Source organism: Streptomyces qaidamensis (genome assembly GCF_001611795.1).
GTDB classification, from domain to species: domain Bacteria; phylum Actinomycetota; class Actinomycetes; order Streptomycetales; family Streptomycetaceae; genus Streptomyces; species Streptomyces qaidamensis.
The window spans coordinates 1,572,922-1,589,787 of sequence record NZ_CP015098.1 but is presented as its reverse complement, the minus strand read 5'-3'; the positions used below and the strand labels follow the sequence as shown (position 1 = coordinate 1,589,787).

The 16,866-nt window shown below is 65.1% G+C and carries 9 protein-coding genes and 3 rRNA genes; 10 read left to right on the top strand and 2 right to left on the bottom strand.

What is annotated here, in order from left to right; all coding sequences use genetic code 11:
• Positions 1–190 precede the first annotated feature (190 nt).
• Both A4E84_RS06840 and A4E84_RS06835 read left to right on the top strand, forming a co-directional pair.
• Positions 191–2,158: an acetoacetate--CoA ligase gene (locus A4E84_RS06840; protein ID WP_062925686.1), complete on the top strand. Its 1,968-nt coding sequence runs from the start codon at positions 191–193 to the stop codon at positions 2,156–2,158.
• Positions 2,159–2,342: 184 nt separating this feature from the next.
• Positions 2,343–3,233, top strand: a complete 891-nt coding sequence (locus tag A4E84_RS06835; RefSeq protein ID WP_062925685.1) for a hypothetical protein — start codon at positions 2,343–2,345, stop codon at positions 3,231–3,233.
• Positions 3,234–3,304: 71 nt separating this feature from the next.
• Here the strand turns inward: A4E84_RS06835 and ptsP are convergent, their stop codons facing one another.
• On the bottom strand, positions 3,305–4,975 hold the full coding sequence (gene ptsP, locus A4E84_RS06830; RefSeq protein WP_062925684.1) for a phosphoenolpyruvate--protein phosphotransferase: 1,671 nt from the start codon (positions 4,973–4,975) through the stop codon (positions 3,305–3,307).
• A 78-nt stretch (positions 4,976–5,053) separates the two neighbouring features.
• Positions 5,054–5,503 (bottom strand): PTS sugar transporter subunit IIA, encoded by a 450-nt coding sequence (locus tag A4E84_RS06825; RefSeq protein ID WP_062925683.1) that lies wholly within the window; start codon positions 5,501–5,503, stop codon positions 5,054–5,056.
• A 554-nt stretch (positions 5,504–6,057) separates the two neighbouring features.
• Between A4E84_RS06825 and A4E84_RS06815 the strand changes: the two genes are divergently transcribed.
• From A4E84_RS06815 to A4E84_RS06780, 8 genes are all read left to right on the top strand, one after another.
• Positions 6,058–7,583, top strand: a 16S ribosomal RNA gene (locus A4E84_RS06815).
• A gap of 308 nt (positions 7,584–7,891) precedes the next feature.
• Positions 7,892–11,010, top strand: a 23S ribosomal RNA gene (locus tag A4E84_RS06810).
• A 95-nt stretch (positions 11,011–11,105) separates the two neighbouring features.
• Positions 11,106–11,222 (top strand): 5S ribosomal RNA (gene rrf / locus A4E84_RS06805).
• The 16S, 23S and 5S rRNA genes sit together here, the layout of an rRNA operon.
• 109 nt (positions 11,223–11,331) lie before the next feature.
• Complete coding sequence (locus A4E84_RS06800) at positions 11,332–11,940, top strand: CDP-alcohol phosphatidyltransferase family protein (protein WP_033307453.1); 609 nt, start codon at positions 11,332–11,334, stop codon at positions 11,938–11,940.
• Between the two features lie 114 nt (positions 11,941–12,054).
• A complete protein-coding gene (locus A4E84_RS06795) occupies positions 12,055–14,550 on the top strand; it encodes a mannose-1-phosphate guanyltransferase (RefSeq protein WP_033307452.1) in 2,496 nt (831 codons plus the stop codon).
• A 97-nt stretch (positions 14,551–14,647) separates the two neighbouring features.
• Entirely contained in the window at positions 14,648–15,562 is a 915-nt protein-coding gene (locus A4E84_RS06790; RefSeq protein WP_107308280.1) for a DUF881 domain-containing protein, read from the top strand.
• On the top strand, positions 15,559–15,891 hold the full coding sequence (locus A4E84_RS06785; protein ID WP_003988855.1) for a small basic family protein: 333 nt from the start codon (positions 15,559–15,561) through the stop codon (positions 15,889–15,891). Before A4E84_RS06790 ends, A4E84_RS06785 begins: the two co-directional genes overlap by 4 nt.
• Positions 15,892–15,896: 5 nt before the next feature.
• Positions 15,897–16,808 carry a DUF881 domain-containing protein gene (locus A4E84_RS06780; protein ID WP_062925680.1) on the top strand — a complete coding sequence of 304 codons (912 nt, stop codon included), beginning with the start codon at positions 15,897–15,899 and terminating at the stop codon, positions 16,806–16,808.
• The last annotated feature ends 58 nt before the right edge of the window (positions 16,809–16,866 follow it).

The window sequence follows — 16,866 nt, the reverse complement described above, 5'->3', positions numbered from 1 at the left end:
CGCCTCGCAAACGGGTGCCGTTCAACTGCCGTTCACCCGTGCCAAGACCACATCTTCACGACACGGACTATGTGGGGCGCACCCTGGTGCCGAAGTCGATCACATGGCATTGTCCGTGCCAGCCGCTCACGCGCACACCCCAGCCCGTGCGCGGAGGACGCACACGACGCGCACAGTCCGGGAGCCGACCATGCCGACCGACCGTTTCCAGCCGCTCTGGCAGCCCGACCCCGGGCGCATCGCCCGGGCACGGATCACCAGGTTCCAGGCCTGGGCCGCCGAACACCACGGCGCCCCCGCCGAAGGCGGCTACGCGGCCCTGCAGCGCTGGTCCGTCGACGACCTGGACACCTTCTGGAAAGCCGTCACCGAGTGGTTCGACGTCCGCTTCTCGCACCCCTACGCGCGCGTGCTGGGCGACCGCTCGATGCCGGGTGCCCAGTGGTTCCCCGAAGCGACCCTCAACTACGCCGAACACGCCCTGCGCGCGGCCGACAGCCGCGCGGACGAACCGGCCCTCCTCCACGTCGACGAGACCCACGAACCACGCCCCGTCACCTGGGCCGAGCTGCGCCGCCAGGTCGGCTCCCTCGCCGCCGAACTGCGCGCCCTCGGAGTACGCCCCGGCGACCGCGTCAGCGGCTACCTCCCGAACGTCCCGCAGGCGGTGGTCGCCCTCCTCGCCACAGCCGCCGTAGGCGCGGTCTGGACGTCCTGTGCGCCCGACTTCGGCGCCCGCAGTGTCCTCGACCGCTTCCAGCAGGTCGAACCGGTCGTGCTCTTCACGGTCGACGGCTACCGCTACGGCGGCAAGGAGCACGACCGACGCGAGGTCGTCGCCGAACTGCGCCACGAGCTGCCCACCCTGCGCGCAGTGATCCACATCCCGCTCCTCGGCACCGAGGCACCCCAGGGAGCCCTGGAGTGGTCGGCCCTGACCTCGGCCGACCCGGACCCCGTCTTCGAGCAGGTGCCCTTCGACCACCCCCTGTGGGTGCTCTACTCCTCCGGCACGACGGGCCTGCCCAAGGCCATCGTCCAGTCCCAGGGCGGCATCCTGGTCGAGCACCTCAAGCAACTCGGCCTGCACTGCGACCTCGGCCCCGAGGACCGCTTCTTCTGGTACACCTCGACCGGCTGGATGATGTGGAACTTCCTCGTCTCCGGCCTGCTCACCGGCACCACGATCGTCCTCTACGACGGCAGCCCCGGCTACCCCGACACCGGCGCCCAGTGGCGCATCGCCGAACGCACGAAGGCCACCCTGTACGGCACCTCCGCCGCCTACGTCATGGCCTGCCGCAAGGCGGGCGTGCATCCCTCCCGCGACTTCGACCTCTCCTCGGTCCAGTGCGTCGCCACCACAGGCTCGCCCCTGCCGCCCGACGGCTTCCGCTGGCTCCACGACGAGGTCCGCGACGACCTGTGGATCGCCTCCGTCAGCGGCGGCACCGACGTGTGCTCCTGCTTCGCCGGAGCCGTACCGACCCTCCCGGTCCACGTCGGCGAGCTCCAGGCCCCGTGCCTCGGCACCGACCTCCAGTCCTGGAACACCGACGGCAGCCCCCTCATCGACGAGGTCGGCGAACTCGTCGTCACCAACCCCATGCCGTCGATGCCCATCCACTTCTGGAACGACCCCGACGGCAGCCGCTACCACGACAGCTACTTCGACACCTACCCCGGTGTGTGGCGGCACGGCGACTGGATCACCGTCACCTCCCGCGGATCCGTCGTCATCCACGGCCGCTCCGACTCCACGCTCAACCGCCAGGGCGTCCGCATGGGATCCGCCGACATCTACGAAGCCGTCGAGCGGCTCCCCGAGATCAGGGAGTCCCTCGTCATCGGCATGGAGCAGCCCGACGGCGGCTACTGGATGCCCCTCTTCGTGCACCTGGCCCCTGGAGCCGTCCTCGACGAGGCCCTGCTGAACCGCATCAGGCAGACGATCCGCGAGCAGCTGTCTCCGCGCCACGTCCCCGACGAGATCATCGAAGTACCCGGCGTCCCGCACACCCTCACCGGCAAGCGCATCGAGGTCCCCGTCAAGCGCCTCCTCCAGGGCACCCCGCTGGAGAAGGCGGTCAACCCGGGCTCCATCGACAACCTCGACCTGCTGAGCTTCTACGAGGACCTGGCCCGTAAGCGCGCCTGACCCCCACCACCCCGTCAGACGACTCCCCGTCACCGGAGCTCGGGGCGCAGGTCACACGGCTACCCCCGCTGTGACCTGCTCTTTCCGGTGTCAACTGAGCACGCGATCCCCCGGAGCAGGGGCCATTGTCAGTGCTGGCGATTACTGTGAGTGAGCATTGATCGACCGTGCACAGGGGGAAACAATGGCGCACACCGACAACCGGACCATGCGACGCGTCCTGCACCGCGAGATCGCCGGCACCATCGGCCTGCTGACCGACGAGCATGATTTCCGGGCCATGCGGCGCTACCGCAGCTTCGCCTTCGCCGACCACGCGACCTACCTGAAACAGGTGGAGGCCCTCCTCAGGACCCGCGCGGTGCAGGGCAGCCACACCACGGTGGCCCTCTTCGACCCCGAGGAGTACGCCGAGTTCTGCACACAGAAGGGCCTGGACCCCGACCACCCGTCGAGCCGCACACGCTTCACCGCACAGATCGCAGCCACAGGCCCGACCCTTCCCTACGACGGCCGCCCACTGGCCGACCTGCTCCCGGCCCTCGTCGACGAAGCCGTACGGCAGGCCACCAGGGAGTACGCGACCACCCTCCTCGCCCGCCTGGGCGCCTGCACCTCCTGCGGCGAGGACATCGGACGCGCCGCCTTCACCCGAGCCGCGGGCCTGCTCGTCCGCATCCTCGACACCGCCCCACCCGGCGACCGCCACCTCGTCTGCAGCGTCACCGGACCGCCCGAGACCCTCACCGCCGCCCTCCACATCACCGACGACGGAGCTTCCCTGGAACTGAACGAAACCGAAGCCCTCGAATTCACCACCGTCCTCGCCCTCGGCCTGGCCACCGGGAGCCCCGGAGGACTCGTCATCCGCGTCAGCGCCCCGGACACACTCGACCGCGTCTACGGCTGGCGCATGCGCGCATACGGACTCGACCCCCTCACCGCAGGAGAGGTCTTCGACGCCTACTGCACCGACGTCGAATCCGGAGACCTGATCTCCCCGGAATCCAACGTCGACTACTGCGCGCCACCCGACCTCGGGGAGGAGAAACCAACCCCTGGACACCAGCACTGAAACGCCGGGAGGGGCGCCCCACCTCAGTGGAGCGCCCCTCCCGGGAAACCGTCGTCGCGGCCCGGCCCGGCCTATTCGCCCGACAGCACCGCCTGCGCGGCGCTGCGCGCGTCCTCAGCGCTGTCCGTCGCCCGAGCCGCCGCAGCGGCCCGCTCGCACTGCGCCAGCGTGTACTTCGCCAGCGTCGCCCGGACATAGGGAATCGACGCGGCACCCATCGAGAGAGAGGTGACGCCCAGACCGGTCAGCACACACGCGAGCAGCGGGTCGGACGCGGCCTCACCGCAGACACCACAGCTCTTGCCCTCGGCCTTGGCCGCCTCGGCGGACAGTTCCACCAGGTCGAGCAGAGCGGGCTGCCACGGATCCTGCAGACGGGACACAGCGCCCACCTGACGGTCGGCGGCGAAGGTGTACTGAGCGAGATCGTTCGTCCCCAGCGACAGGAACTCAACCTCCTGAAGGATCGAGCGGGCTCGCAGCGCGGCCGACGGGATCTCGACCATCGCGCCGAACTTCGCCCGCAGCCCAGCAGCACGGCAGGCATCCGCGAAGGCCCGGGCATCCGTACGGTCCGCCACCATCGGGGCCATGACCTCAAGGTAGACGGGCAGCCCCTCCGCGGCCTTGGCCAGCGCGGTCAGCTGGGTACGAAGGACCTCCGGGTGGTCGAGGAGCGTCCGCAGACCCCGCACACCGAGCGCCGGGTTCGGCTCGTCGGCCGGCGTGAGGAAGTCGAGCGGCTTGTCCGCGCCCGCGTCCAGCACCCGCACCACGACACGCCCCTCGGGGAACGCCTCGAGCACCTGCCGGTACGCAGCGACCTGCTTCTCCTCGGAGGGCGCCTGCTTGCTGTCGTCCAGGAAGAGGAACTCGGTACGGAAGAGACCCACTCCCTCGGCACCGGCCTCGACGGCGGCCGCCACATCAGCGGGACCGCCGATGTTCGCGAGCAGCGGCACCTTGTGACCGTCCGCAGTGGCACCGGGCCCGGTGGACGCAGCCAACGCGGCTTTGCGCTCGGCGGCCGCGGCCTCGAGCCGAGCCTTCTTCTCGTCGCTCGGGTCCACGAAGATCTCGCCCGTGCTGCCGTCGACCGCGATCATCGTGCCCTCGGCGAGCTCACCGGCACCCGGCAGCGCCACCACGGCCGGCACACCGAGCGCCCGAGCCAGAATCGCGCTGTGGCTGGTCGGACCGCCCTCCTCGGTGACGAAGCCGAGCACCAGAGTCGGGTCCAGCAGCGCGGTGTCGGCCGGAGCGAGGTCACGGGCAACCAGGACGTAGGGCTCGTCGCTGTCGGGGACACCCGGCATCGGCACCCCCAGCAGACGGGCGACGATACGATTCCGCACGTCGTCGAGGTCGGCCACGCGACCAGCCAGGTACTCACCGGCTCCCGCCAGCAGCTCGCGGTAGGAGGCGAACGCGTCGTACACCCCGCGCTCCGCCGTGCTGCCGACGGCGATCCGCCGCTCCACATCGGCCATCAACTCGGGGTCCTGGGCCATCATGGCCTGCGCCTCGAGTACGGCCTGGGCTTCACCGCCGGCCAGGTTGCCGCGCGCCATCAGGTCAGCCGCCACCGCCTCCACGGCCTTGCGGGCGCGCCCCTGCTCACGCTCCGCCTCTTCCGCCGGGATCTGCTTCGCGGGCGGCTCAAGCACCGCCGTTCCCATGTGCCGAACCTCGCCGATGGCCACACCGTGGCTCACCCCGACGCCTCGCAGCGTTGTCTCCATCTCACCCGTCTCCGATAGAGCGGCGGGCCCCGCCGCCGCGGTGGTTGTCGTACTTGCCGTCATAGGACGGCACTGACGTCACTTCCAGAGGAAGAGACTGTCGCCGGCCTTCACTTCGCCGTCGATGCGAAGATCGGAGAGAGCTTCGGCGGTGGCCTCCAGGGCCACGACCGGGCAGATCGCGGACTTGCCGGCGGCCTCGACGGCAGCCGGGTTCCAGCGCACGACACCCTGACCGCGCCTCACGGTGTCGCCCTTGTTCACGAGCAGCTCGAAACCCTCGCCGTTGAGTTGCACGGTGTCGATACCGAGGTGGGTGAGCACGCCGCGTCCGCTCTCGTCGACGACGACGAACGCGTGCGGGTGCAGGGAGACGATGACGCCGTCCACGGGCGAGACGGCCTCGGAAGGCTCACGTACGGGGTCGATCGCTGTGCCCGGGCCGACCATGGCCCCGGAGAAGACGGGATCCGGCACGGCTGCCAGTCCGATGGCGCGTCCTGCGAGCGGGGACGTCACGGTGGTCATGGGAAGCCTCCCAGGGGTGGAGATCGATATGGCCGTCCATGTAGGTACCGGGCGGCACACTGTTCAGCAGCGTATGTCACCTGAAGTGCCGGTTCCGCGCGAGCACCTCGAAGTGGTCTAGACCATACCCCAAATCGATTTGCACCCGCTCCGCGGCCGCGTGTAGAGTCGTACCCCTGCCTGGGGCTGAGCGATGCGCCATAGCGTCCTGGCCGGGCGGCAACCAAACTTGTCAGATCCTAACTTTGGGTCACTTTCTGCGTGCCTGCAGGAGGGTGGTCAGAGGGCCGGAAAAACACTGATAGAGTTTGGAGCACCGAAGGGAAGCGCCCAGAGGAAAGCCCGAGAGGGTGAGTACAAAGGAAGCGACCGTTCCTTGAGAACTCAACAGCGTGCCAAAAGTCAACGCCAGATATGTTGATACCCCGTCTCCGGTCATAACGGCTGGGGCGAGGTTCCTTTGAAGAAAACACAGCGAGGACGCTGTGAACGGTCGGGCCTATTCCGCCTGACTGTTCCGCTCTCGTGGTGTTCATCCCGATTACGGGAAAACATTCACGGAGAGTTTGATCCTGGCTCAGGACGAACGCTGGCGGCGTGCTTAACACATGCAAGTCGAACGATGAACCACTTCGGTGGGGATTAGTGGCGAACGGGTGAGTAACACGTGGGCAATCTGCCCTTCACTCTGGGACAAGCCCTGGAAACGGGGTCTAATACCGGATAACACTTCCATCCTCCTGGGTGGAGGTTAAAAGCTCCGGCGGTGAAGGATGAGCCCGCGGCCTATCAGCTTGTTGGTGAGGTAATGGCTCACCAAGGCGACGACGGGTAGCCGGCCTGAGAGGGCGACCGGCCACACTGGGACTGAGACACGGCCCAGACTCCTACGGGAGGCAGCAGTGGGGAATATTGCACAATGGGCGAAAGCCTGATGCAGCGACGCCGCGTGAGGGATGACGGCCTTCGGGTTGTAAACCTCTTTCAGCAGGGAAGAAGCGAAAGTGACGGTACCTGCAGAAGAAGCGCCGGCTAACTACGTGCCAGCAGCCGCGGTAATACGTAGGGCGCGAGCGTTGTCCGGAATTATTGGGCGTAAAGAGCTCGTAGGCGGCTTGTCACGTCGGGTGTGAAAGCCCGGGGCTTAACCCCGGGTCTGCATTCGATACGGGCTAGCTAGAGTGTGGTAGGGGAGATCGGAATTCCTGGTGTAGCGGTGAAATGCGCAGATATCAGGAGGAACACCGGTGGCGAAGGCGGATCTCTGGGCCATTACTGACGCTGAGGAGCGAAAGCGTGGGGAGCGAACAGGATTAGATACCCTGGTAGTCCACGCCGTAAACGGTGGGAACTAGGTGTTGGCGACATTCCACGTCGTCGGTGCCGCAGCTAACGCATTAAGTTCCCCGCCTGGGGAGTACGGCCGCAAGGCTAAAACTCAAAGGAATTGACGGGGGCCCGCACAAGCAGCGGAGCATGTGGCTTAATTCGACGCAACGCGAAGAACCTTACCAAGGCTTGACATACACCGGAAAGCATTAGAGATAGTGCCCCCCTTGTGGTCGGTGTACAGGTGGTGCATGGCTGTCGTCAGCTCGTGTCGTGAGATGTTGGGTTAAGTCCCGCAACGAGCGCAACCCTTGTTCTGTGTTGCCAGCATGCCCTTCGGGGTGATGGGGACTCACAGGAGACCGCCGGGGTCAACTCGGAGGAAGGTGGGGACGACGTCAAGTCATCATGCCCCTTATGTCTTGGGCTGCACACGTGCTACAATGGCCGGTACAATGAGCTGCGATACCGCGAGGTGGAGCGAATCTCAAAAAGCCGGTCTCAGTTCGGATTGGGGTCTGCAACTCGACCCCATGAAGTCGGAGTTGCTAGTAATCGCAGATCAGCATTGCTGCGGTGAATACGTTCCCGGGCCTTGTACACACCGCCCGTCACGTCACGAAAGTCGGTAACACCCGAAGCCGGTGGCCCAACCCCTTGTGGGAGGGAGCTGTCGAAGGTGGGACTGGCGATTGGGACGAAGTCGTAACAAGGTAGCCGTACCGGAAGGTGCGGCTGGATCACCTCCTTTCTAAGGAGCACTTCTTACCGATCCCTTCGGGGTGAGGTCAGAGGCCAGTACATCGGCGAATGTCTGATGCTGGTTGCTCATGGGTGGAACGTTGACTATTCGGTCAGGACCTCGGGTCGGAGGCTGCTAGTACTGCTCGCAAGAGCGTGGAACGCACGATCTCCGGACGGGACTTGGCCGGGCACGCTGTTGGGTGTCTGAGGGAATGAACTTCCTCAGTCGCCGGCCCCAGTGAACTCGCCTGTGAGGGCGGGGTGATGGGTGGCTGGTCGTTGTTTGAGAACTGCACAGTGGACGCGAGCATCTGTGGCCAAGTTTTTAAGGGCGCACGGTGGATGCCTTGGCACCAGGAACCGATGAAGGACGTGGGAGGCCACGATAGTCCCCGGGGAGCCGTCAACCAGGCTTTGATCCGGGGGTTTCCGAATGGGGAAACCCGGCAGTCGTCATGGGCTGTCACCCGCTGCTGAACACATAGGCAGTGTGGAGGGAACGCGGGGAAGTGAAACATCTCAGTACCCGCAGGAAGAGAAAACAACCGTGATTCCGGGAGTAGTGGCGAGCGAAACCGGATGAGGCTAAACCGTATACGTGTGAGACCCGGCAGGGGTTGCGTATGCGGGGTTGTGGGATCTCTCTTCTGTTGTCTGCCGGCAACAGGACGAGTCAGAAACCGTTGATGTAGGCGAAGGACATGCGAAAGGTCCGGCGTAGAGGGTAAGACCCCCGTAGTCGAAACATCAGCGGCTCGTTTGAGAGACACCCAAGTAGCACGGGGCCCGAGAAATCCCGTGTGAATCTGGCGGGACCACCCGCTAAGCCTAAATATTCCCTGGTGACCGATAGCGGATAGTACCGTGAGGGAATGGTGAAAAGTACCGCGGGAGCGGAGTGAAATAGTACCTGAAACCGTGTGCCTACAAGCCGTGGGAGCGTCGGATGGAAGCTTGCTTCCATCTCGTGACTGCGTGCCTTTTGAAGAATGAGCCTGCGAGTTTGCGGTGTGTTGCGAGGTTAACCCGTGTGGGGAAGCCGTAGCGAAAGCGAGTCCGAATAGGGCGTTTCAGTAGCACGCTCAAGACCCGAAGCGGAGTGATCTAGCCATGGGCAGGTTGAAGCGGAGGTAAGACTTCGTGGAGGACCGAACCCACCAGGGTTGAAAACCTGGGGGATGACCTGTGGTTAGGGGTGAAAGGCCAATCAAACTCCGTGATAGCTGGTTCTCCCCGAAATGCATTTAGGTGCAGCGTCGTGTGTTTCTTGCCGGAGGTAGAGCACTGGATAGGCGATGGGCCCTACCGGGTTACTGACCTTAGCCAAACTCCGAATGCCGGTAAGTGAGAGCGCGGCAGTGAGACTGTGGGGGATAAGCTCCATGGTCGAGAGGGAAACAGCCCAGAGCATCGACTAAGGCCCCTAAGCGTACGCTAAGTGGGAAAGGATGTGGAGTCGCAGAGACAACCAGGAGGTTGGCTTAGAAGCAGCCACCCTTGAAAGAGTGCGTAATAGCTCACTGGTCTAGTGATTCCGCGCCGACAATGTAGCGGGGCTCAAGCGTACCGCCGAAGTCGTGTCATTCACACAATAGGGCCAACGCCTGTGTGGATGGGTAGGGGAGCGTCGTGTGCCGGGTGAAGCAGCACCGGAAGGTAGTTGTGGACGGTTCACGAGTGAGAATGCAGGCATGAGTAGCGATACACACGTGAGAAACGTGTGCGCCGATTGACTAAGGGTTCCTGGGTCAAGCTGATCTGCCCAGGGTAAGTCGGGACCTAAGGCGAGGCCGACAGGCGTAGTCGATGGATAACCGGTTGATATTCCGGTACCCGCTGTGAAGCGTCAAACATCGAGCATCGTGATGCTAAGGCCGTGAAGCCGCCCTGGAGCCTTCGGGCAAAGGGGAGTGGTGGAGCCGCTGAACCAAGCGGTTAGTAGGTGAGTGATGGGGTGACGCAGGAAGGTAGTCCATCCCGGGCGGTGGTTGTCCCGGGGTAAGGGTGTAGGCCGTGATCCAGGTAAATCCGGATCACATGAGGCTGAGACCTGATGCCGAGCCGATTGTGGTGAAGTGGATGATCCTACGCTGTCGAGAAAAGCCTCTAGCGAGTTTCATGGCGGCCCGTACCCTAAACCGACTCAGGTGGTCAGGTAGAGAATACCGAGGCGTTCGGGTGAACTATGGTTAAGGAACTCGGCAAAATGCCCCCGTAACTTCGGGAGAAGGGGGGCCACGTCTGGTGATCCGTTTTACACGGTGAGCTGGGGGTGGCCGCAGAGACCAGCGAGAAGCGACTGTTTACTAAAAACACAGGTCCGTGCGAAGCCGTAAGGCGATGTATACGGACTGACGCCTGCCCGGTGCTGGAACGTTAAGGGGACCGGTTAGCTCAGATTCGTCTGGGCGAAGCTGAGAACTTAAGCGCCAGTAAACGGCGGTGGTAACTATAACCATCCTAAGGTAGCGAAATTCCTTGTCGGGTAAGTTCCGACCTGCACGAATGGCGTAACGACTTCTCGACTGTCTCAACCATAGGCCCGGTGAAATTGCACTACGAGTAAAGATGCTCGTTTCGCGCAGCAGGACGGAAAGACCCCGGGACCTTTACTACAGTTTGATATTGGTGTTCGGTTCGGCTTGTGTAGGATAGCTGGGAGACTGTGAACTCTGGACGCCAGTTCAGGGGGAGTCGTCGTTGAAATACCAGTCTGGTCGTGCTGGATGTCTAACCTGGGTCCGTGATCCGGATCAGGGACAGTGTCTGATGGGTAGTTTAACTGGGGCGGTTGCCTCCTAAAGAGTAACGGAGGCGCCCAAAGGTTCCCTCAGCCTGGTTGGCAATCAGGTGTTGAGTGTAAGTGCACAAGGGAGCTTGACTGTGAGACCGACGGGTCGAGCAGGGACGAAAGTCGGGACTAGTGATCCGGCGGTGGCTTGTGGAAGCGCCGTCGCTCAACGGATAAAAGGTACCCCGGGATAACAGGCTGATCTTCCCCAAGAGTCCATATCGACGGGATGGTTTGGCACCTCGATGTCGGCTCGTCGCATCCTGGGGCTGGAGTCGGTCCCAAGGGTTGGGCTGTTCGCCCATTAAAGCGGTACGCGAGCTGGGTTTAGAACGTCGTGAGACAGTTCGGTCCCTATCCGCTGTGCGCGTAGGAATATTGAGAAGGGCTGTCCCTAGTACGAGAGGACCGGGACGGACGAACCTCTGGTGTGCCAGTTGTCCTGCCAAGGGCATGGCTGGTTGGCTACGTTCGGGAGGGATAACCGCTGAAAGCATCTAAGCGGGAAGCCTGCTTCGAGATGAGTATTCCCACCTCCTTGAGAGGGTAAGGCTCCCAGTAGACGACTGGGTTGATAGGCCGGATATGGAAGCACGGTAACGTGTGGAGTTGACCGGTACTAATAGGCCGAGGGCTTGTCCTCAGTTGCTCGCGTCCACTGTGTTGGTTCTGAAACCACGAACAGCCCCATGCCATGGTCACGGTATGGTGTGGCATGGTTCGACAGTTTCATAGTGTTTCGGTGGTTATAGCGTAGGGGAAACGCCCGGTTACATTCCGAACCCGGAAGCTAAGCCTTACAGCGCCGATGGTACTGCAGGGGGGACCCTGTGGGAGAGTAGGACGCCGCCGAACTTCAATTAGAGCTCTGGCTCTTGGGTACACAGCCCAAGAGCCAGAGCTTTTTTGCGTTGAGGTAAGGTCAGGGGGCATCGTCGGTACATTTCCCACAGGAGGCCCCCGGGTGGAGGTTCAGGAGACTCGCGTCCAGACGGACCGTGTGCTCACCATCCCGAACATCCTCAGCATGGCGCGCCTCGTCGGCGTGCCCGTGTTCCTGTGGCTGATCCTGCGGCCTGAGTTCGGTGGGCCCCAAAGTGACGGCTGGGCCCTTCTGGTGCTGGCCCTGAGCGGTGTCAGTGACTATCTGGACGGCAAACTCGCGCGGCGCTGGAACCAGATCAGCAGCCTCGGCCGGCTCCTCGATCCAGCGGCCGATCGGCTCTACATTCTCTCGACCCTGGTCGGCCTCACCTGGCGCGAGATCCTGCCCCTCTGGTTGACCGCTCTACTTCTGGCGCGAGAGCTGGTTCTGCTGGTCATGGTCGGCATCCTCCGCCGGCACGGCTATCCGCCGCCCCAGGTGAACTTCCTGGGTAAGGCCGCGACCTTCAACCTGATGTACGCCTTCCCCCTGCTTCTACTCAGTGACGGAAGTGGCTGGATCTCGTCACTGGCTGCTATTTTCGGATGGGCGTTCGCCGGGTGGGGTACAACGCTGTACTGGTGGGCAGGAGTCCTCTACGTGGTACAAGTCCGCCGCCTGGTCCGTGCGGACGCCACGACCGATTGAACTCCCGGATGGTCCTGCTGCCGTAGCGGAGCGATGGCCCGTGCTGGATATGTGCGGGACAATCCTGGCGGGGGAAGTCGGCCAGACCGTCTCTTCGAGGAGGACGCTTCCGACATGAAGGCCGTCGTGATGGCCGGAGGCGAAGGCACGCGCCTTCGTCCTATGACCTCAAGCATGCCCAAGCCGCTCCTGCCGGTGGCCAACCGGCCGATCATGGAGCATGTTCTGCGGCTGCTCAAGAGGCATGGGCTCAACGAAACAGTCGTGACTGTCCAGTTCCTGGCGTCGCTCGTCAAGAACTACTTCGGTGACGGCGAAGAGCTCGGTATGGAGCTCACCTATGCCAACGAGGAGAAGCCACTCGGTACCGCCGGAAGCGTCAAGAACGCAGAGGAAGCGCTGAAGGACGATGCCTTCCTCGTCATCTCCGGCGATGCTCTGACGGATTTCGACCTCACCGAGCTCATCAATTTCCACAAGGAGAAGGGTGCGCTCGTCACGGTCTGTCTGACGCGTGTGCCCAATCCGCTGGAATTCGGTATCACCATTGTCGACGAAGAAGGCAAGGTGGAGCGCTTCCTGGAGAAGCCCACCTGGGGCCAGGTCTTCTCCGACACCGTGAACACCGGGATCTACGTGATGGAGCCCGAGGTCTTCGACTATGTCGAGCCCGACGTGCCCGTCGACTGGTCCGGCGATGTCTTCCCGCAGCTGATGAAGGAAGGCAAGCCCATCTACGGCTACATCGCCGAGGGCTACTGGGAGGACGTCGGCACGCACGAGAGCTATGTGAAGGCCCAGGCCGATGTCCTGGAGGGCAAGGTCGACGTCGACGTCGACGGGTTCGAGATCTCCCCGGGCGTCTGGGTCGCCGAGGGAGCGGAGGTGCATCCCGACGCCGTTCTCCGCGGGCCCGTGTACATCGGTGACTACGCCAAGGTCGAGGCGGGCTCCGAGATCCGCGAGCACACCGTCGTGGGCTCCAACGTGGTCGTGAAGAGCGGCGCGTTCCTGCACAAGGCCGTCGTCCACGACAACGTCTACGTGGGGCCGCACAGCAATCTGCGTGGCTGCGTGGTCGGCAAGAACACCGACATCATGCGTGCGGCACGGATCGAGGACGGGGCGGTCATCGGTGATGAGTGCCTGATCGGTGAAGAATCGATCGTCCAGGGCAATGTCCGCGTCTATCCCTTCAAGACCATCGAGGCCGGCGCCTTCGTCAACACCTCGGTGATCTGGGAATCCAGGGGGCAGGCGCATCTCTTCGGTGCCCGTGGTGTGTCCGGCATCCTGAACGTGGAGATCACGCCGGAGCTCGCGGTCCGCCTCGCAGGCGCGTACGCGACGACGCTGAAGAAGGGCTCGACCGTCACCACGGCCCGGGACCACTCCCGGGGTGCCCGTGCGCTCAAGCGGGCGGTGATCTCCGCGCTGCAGGCCAGCGCGATCGACGTGCGCGACCTGGAGAACGTTCCGCTGCCGGTCGCCCGGCAGCAGACCGCGCGGGGCAGTGCGGGCGGGATCATGATCCGCACCACGCCCGGGGTGCCGGATTCCGTGGACATCATGTTCTTCGATGGGAACGGCGCGGACCTGTCGCAGGGCAGCCAGCGGAAGCTGGACCGGGTGTTCGCGCGGCAGGAGTACCGTCGGGCGTTCCCCGGTGAGATCGGAGATCTGCACTTCCCGGCCAGCGTCTTCGACTCGTACACCGGGTCGTTGCTGCGGAACGTCGACACGACGGGCATCTCCGAGTCCGGGCTGAAGGTCGTCGTCGACGCGTCCAACGGAAGCGCGGGACTCGTCCTGCCGAGCCTCCTCGGCAAGCTCGGGGTGGACTCCCTGACGATCAACCCCGGCCTCGACGAGTCCAGGCCCACGGAGACGGCCGACATGCGGCGGTCAGGGATGGTGCGTCTCGGGGAGATCGTGGCGTCCTCGGGGGCCGCGTTCGGCGTGCGGTTCGACCCGGTCGGTGAGCGGCTGTCGCTCGTCGACGAGAAGGGGCGGATCATCGAGGACGACCGGGCGCTGCTCGTGATGCTGGACCTCGTCGCCGCCGAGCGGCGCAGCGGCCGGGTCGCGCTGCCGGTGACCACGACCCGGATCGCCGAACAGGTGGCGGCGTACCACGGGACGCAGGTCGAGTGGACGACCACCTCTCCCGACGACCTCACACGGGTCGGCGGTGAGGAAGGGACGATCTTCGGCGGTGACGGCAAGGGCGGCTTCATCGTCCCCGAGTTCAGCAGCGTGTATGACGCCACCGCGGCCTTTGTGCGGCTCATCGGGCTCGTGGCGCGGACGCAGCTCACGCTCAGCCAGATCGACGCGCGGATCCCGCGGGCGCACGTCCTGAAGCGCGATCTGGCGACCCCGTGGGCCGTCAAGGGGCTCGTGATGCGGCGGGTCGTCGAAGCGGCCGGAGATCGCTTCGTGGACACCACGGACGGGGTACGGGTGGTGGAGACCGACGGCCGCTGGGTGATGGTGCTGCCCGATCCGGCCGAAGCCGTCACCCACCTGTGGGCCGAAGGGCCGGACGACGCCTCCGCGCAGGCGCTGCTGGACGAATGGTCGGCGGTCGTGGACAGCGCCGGCCGGTAGAACGGGCTGCACGCGTGCGTGCCGGACACGTGTCCCAACGGGGCCTGTCCGGCACGCCGGTGGGGCCGTTCGGAGGTAGTGCTCGCGACGTGCGACGATGTGCGGCATGCCGCAGCAACCCCCCATTCGGAGCACACCCGCGCGGCCCCGGCGCCCGGATGCGTCCATGTCGTTGCTGACCAACGTCATGGACCACAGCCTCGACGACGGATATGCCGAGGCCGCGGCGCGCAAGAAGGCCGCGGGAGACAGCGGCATGCCGAAGACGCTCCGGGCGAAGCTGGGGCTCGCCGCCGGACTGGTGCTCGCGGCGCTCGTCGTGACCCTCGGAGCGGCGCAGGCGCGGGTCGCGGCTCCGGTCGTCGCCAAGGAGCGGGAAGAGCTCGTCGACCGCATCGACCGGGAGACGGACGCGGCCGACAAGCTGGAGGACTCCGTCGACGAGCTGCGCGCGGACGTGAGCGCACGGCAGCGCGAGGCGCTGAGGAACAGCGGCGGCAGCGCGGACTCCGACCTGGCGGGCATCCTGTCGGGCGCGGTCGCGGTGCACGGCCCCGGCGTGAAGCTCGTGGTGAACGACGCCAAGGAAGCCGCCACGGGCGGCGACGGCGACCCGCGCGAGACCTCCGGGTTCTCCGACACCGGCCGGGTGCGGGACCGGGACATGCAGCGCGTGGTGAACGGGTTGTGGGAGTCGGGTGCCGAGGCCGTCTCGATCAACGGACAGCGGCTGACGGCGCTGTCCGCGATCAGGGCCGCCGGTGACGCCATACTGGTCGACAACAAGCCGCTGGTGCCGCCGTACACGGTGCTGGCGGTGGGGGACGGACAGCGGCTGAGCACGCGGTTCCAGAACAGCGCGGACGGGTTGTATCTGAATGCGCTGCAGGAGAGCTACGGCATCAGGACAGGCATCTCCGTGGAGGACGACCTCCGGCTGCCTGCCGCACCGAGTGTGACCGTACGTACAGCACAGCCGAGCGTTGAGAAGAGTGAGAAGGGCACATCGTGATCGCCGTACTGGGCCTCGTCGTGGGAGTCGTGGCCGGCCTGTTGGTCCGGCCTGAGGTTCCGGCGGTGGTCGAGCCTTATCTGCCGATCGCTGTCGTGGCGGCGCTCGACGCCGTTTTCGGCGGCCTGCGGGCCATGCTCGACGGCATCTTCGACGACAAGGTCTTCGTGGTGTCGTTCCTGTCGAACGTCGTCGTGGCCGCGTTGATCGTGTTCCTGGGCGACAAGCTGGGCGTGGGCGCCCAGCTGTCCACCGGTGTGGTGGTCGTCCTCGGCATCCGGATCTTCTCCAACGCCGCGGCGATCCGCCGGCACGTGTTCCGGGCGTGAGGCGGATGAGCGATCACGACGAGAAGACCGCCGAGGACCGGGGCGACACGCGCGACGGCGGCGGCGAGTCCGGGAACAGGCTGCGCAAGGAACTGCCTCAGGAGATGCCCGCGGCGGCGCCTGCCGCCGAGGAGGCGCCGAAGGAGCCGGAGCCCGAGCAGGTACCGGAACCGCAGCCGGACCCCGGGCCGCGGCTGACCGGCCGGCAGCGGCTGGTGAAGGGGCTGTGGCCGCCGCGTGTCACCCGGGCCCAACTCATCGTCGCGGTGCTGTTGTTCGGTCTGGGGTTCGGGCTGGCCGTGCAGGTGGCCTCGAACAGCGACAGCGACAGCGCCCTGCGGGGTGCGCGGCAGGAAGATCTTGTCCGCATCCTCGATGAACTGGATGACCGTACTCAGCGTCTTGAGGACGAGAAGCGGGGTCTCGAGCAGCAGCGCGACGAGCTGGAGAACAGCTCGGACCAGGCCGAGGAGGCCAGGAAGCAGACGATCGAGAAGGAGAGGCAACTCGGCATCCTGGCGGGCACGGTGGCCGCGCAGGGGCCCGGCATCACCATGACGATCGTGGACACGAAGGGGACGGTCGAGGCGGACATGCTGCTCGACGCGATCCAGGAGCTGCGCGCCGCGGGCGCGGAGGCGATTCAGGTCAACGGCGTCAGGGTCGTCGCCGGCACCTATCTCGCCGACTCCGGCAAGGGCGTGAGCGTCGACGGGAACAAGATCAACGCGCCCTATCGTTTCAAGGTCATCGGCAAGCCGCAGGACCTGGAGCCGGCGCTCAACATCCCCGGAGGCGTGGTGCAGACTCTCGAGAAGGAACAGGCCACCGTCACGATCGAGCGGTCCACCGACATCGTGGTGGACGCCTTGCGAGCAGCGAAGCGGCCTGACTACGCTCGGTCGTCCTCGCAGTGAACCGGGGGTGCATGGGCGGCGTCGGGCGAGGGCATGAGGTTGCGGGGGGTCGGCGCAC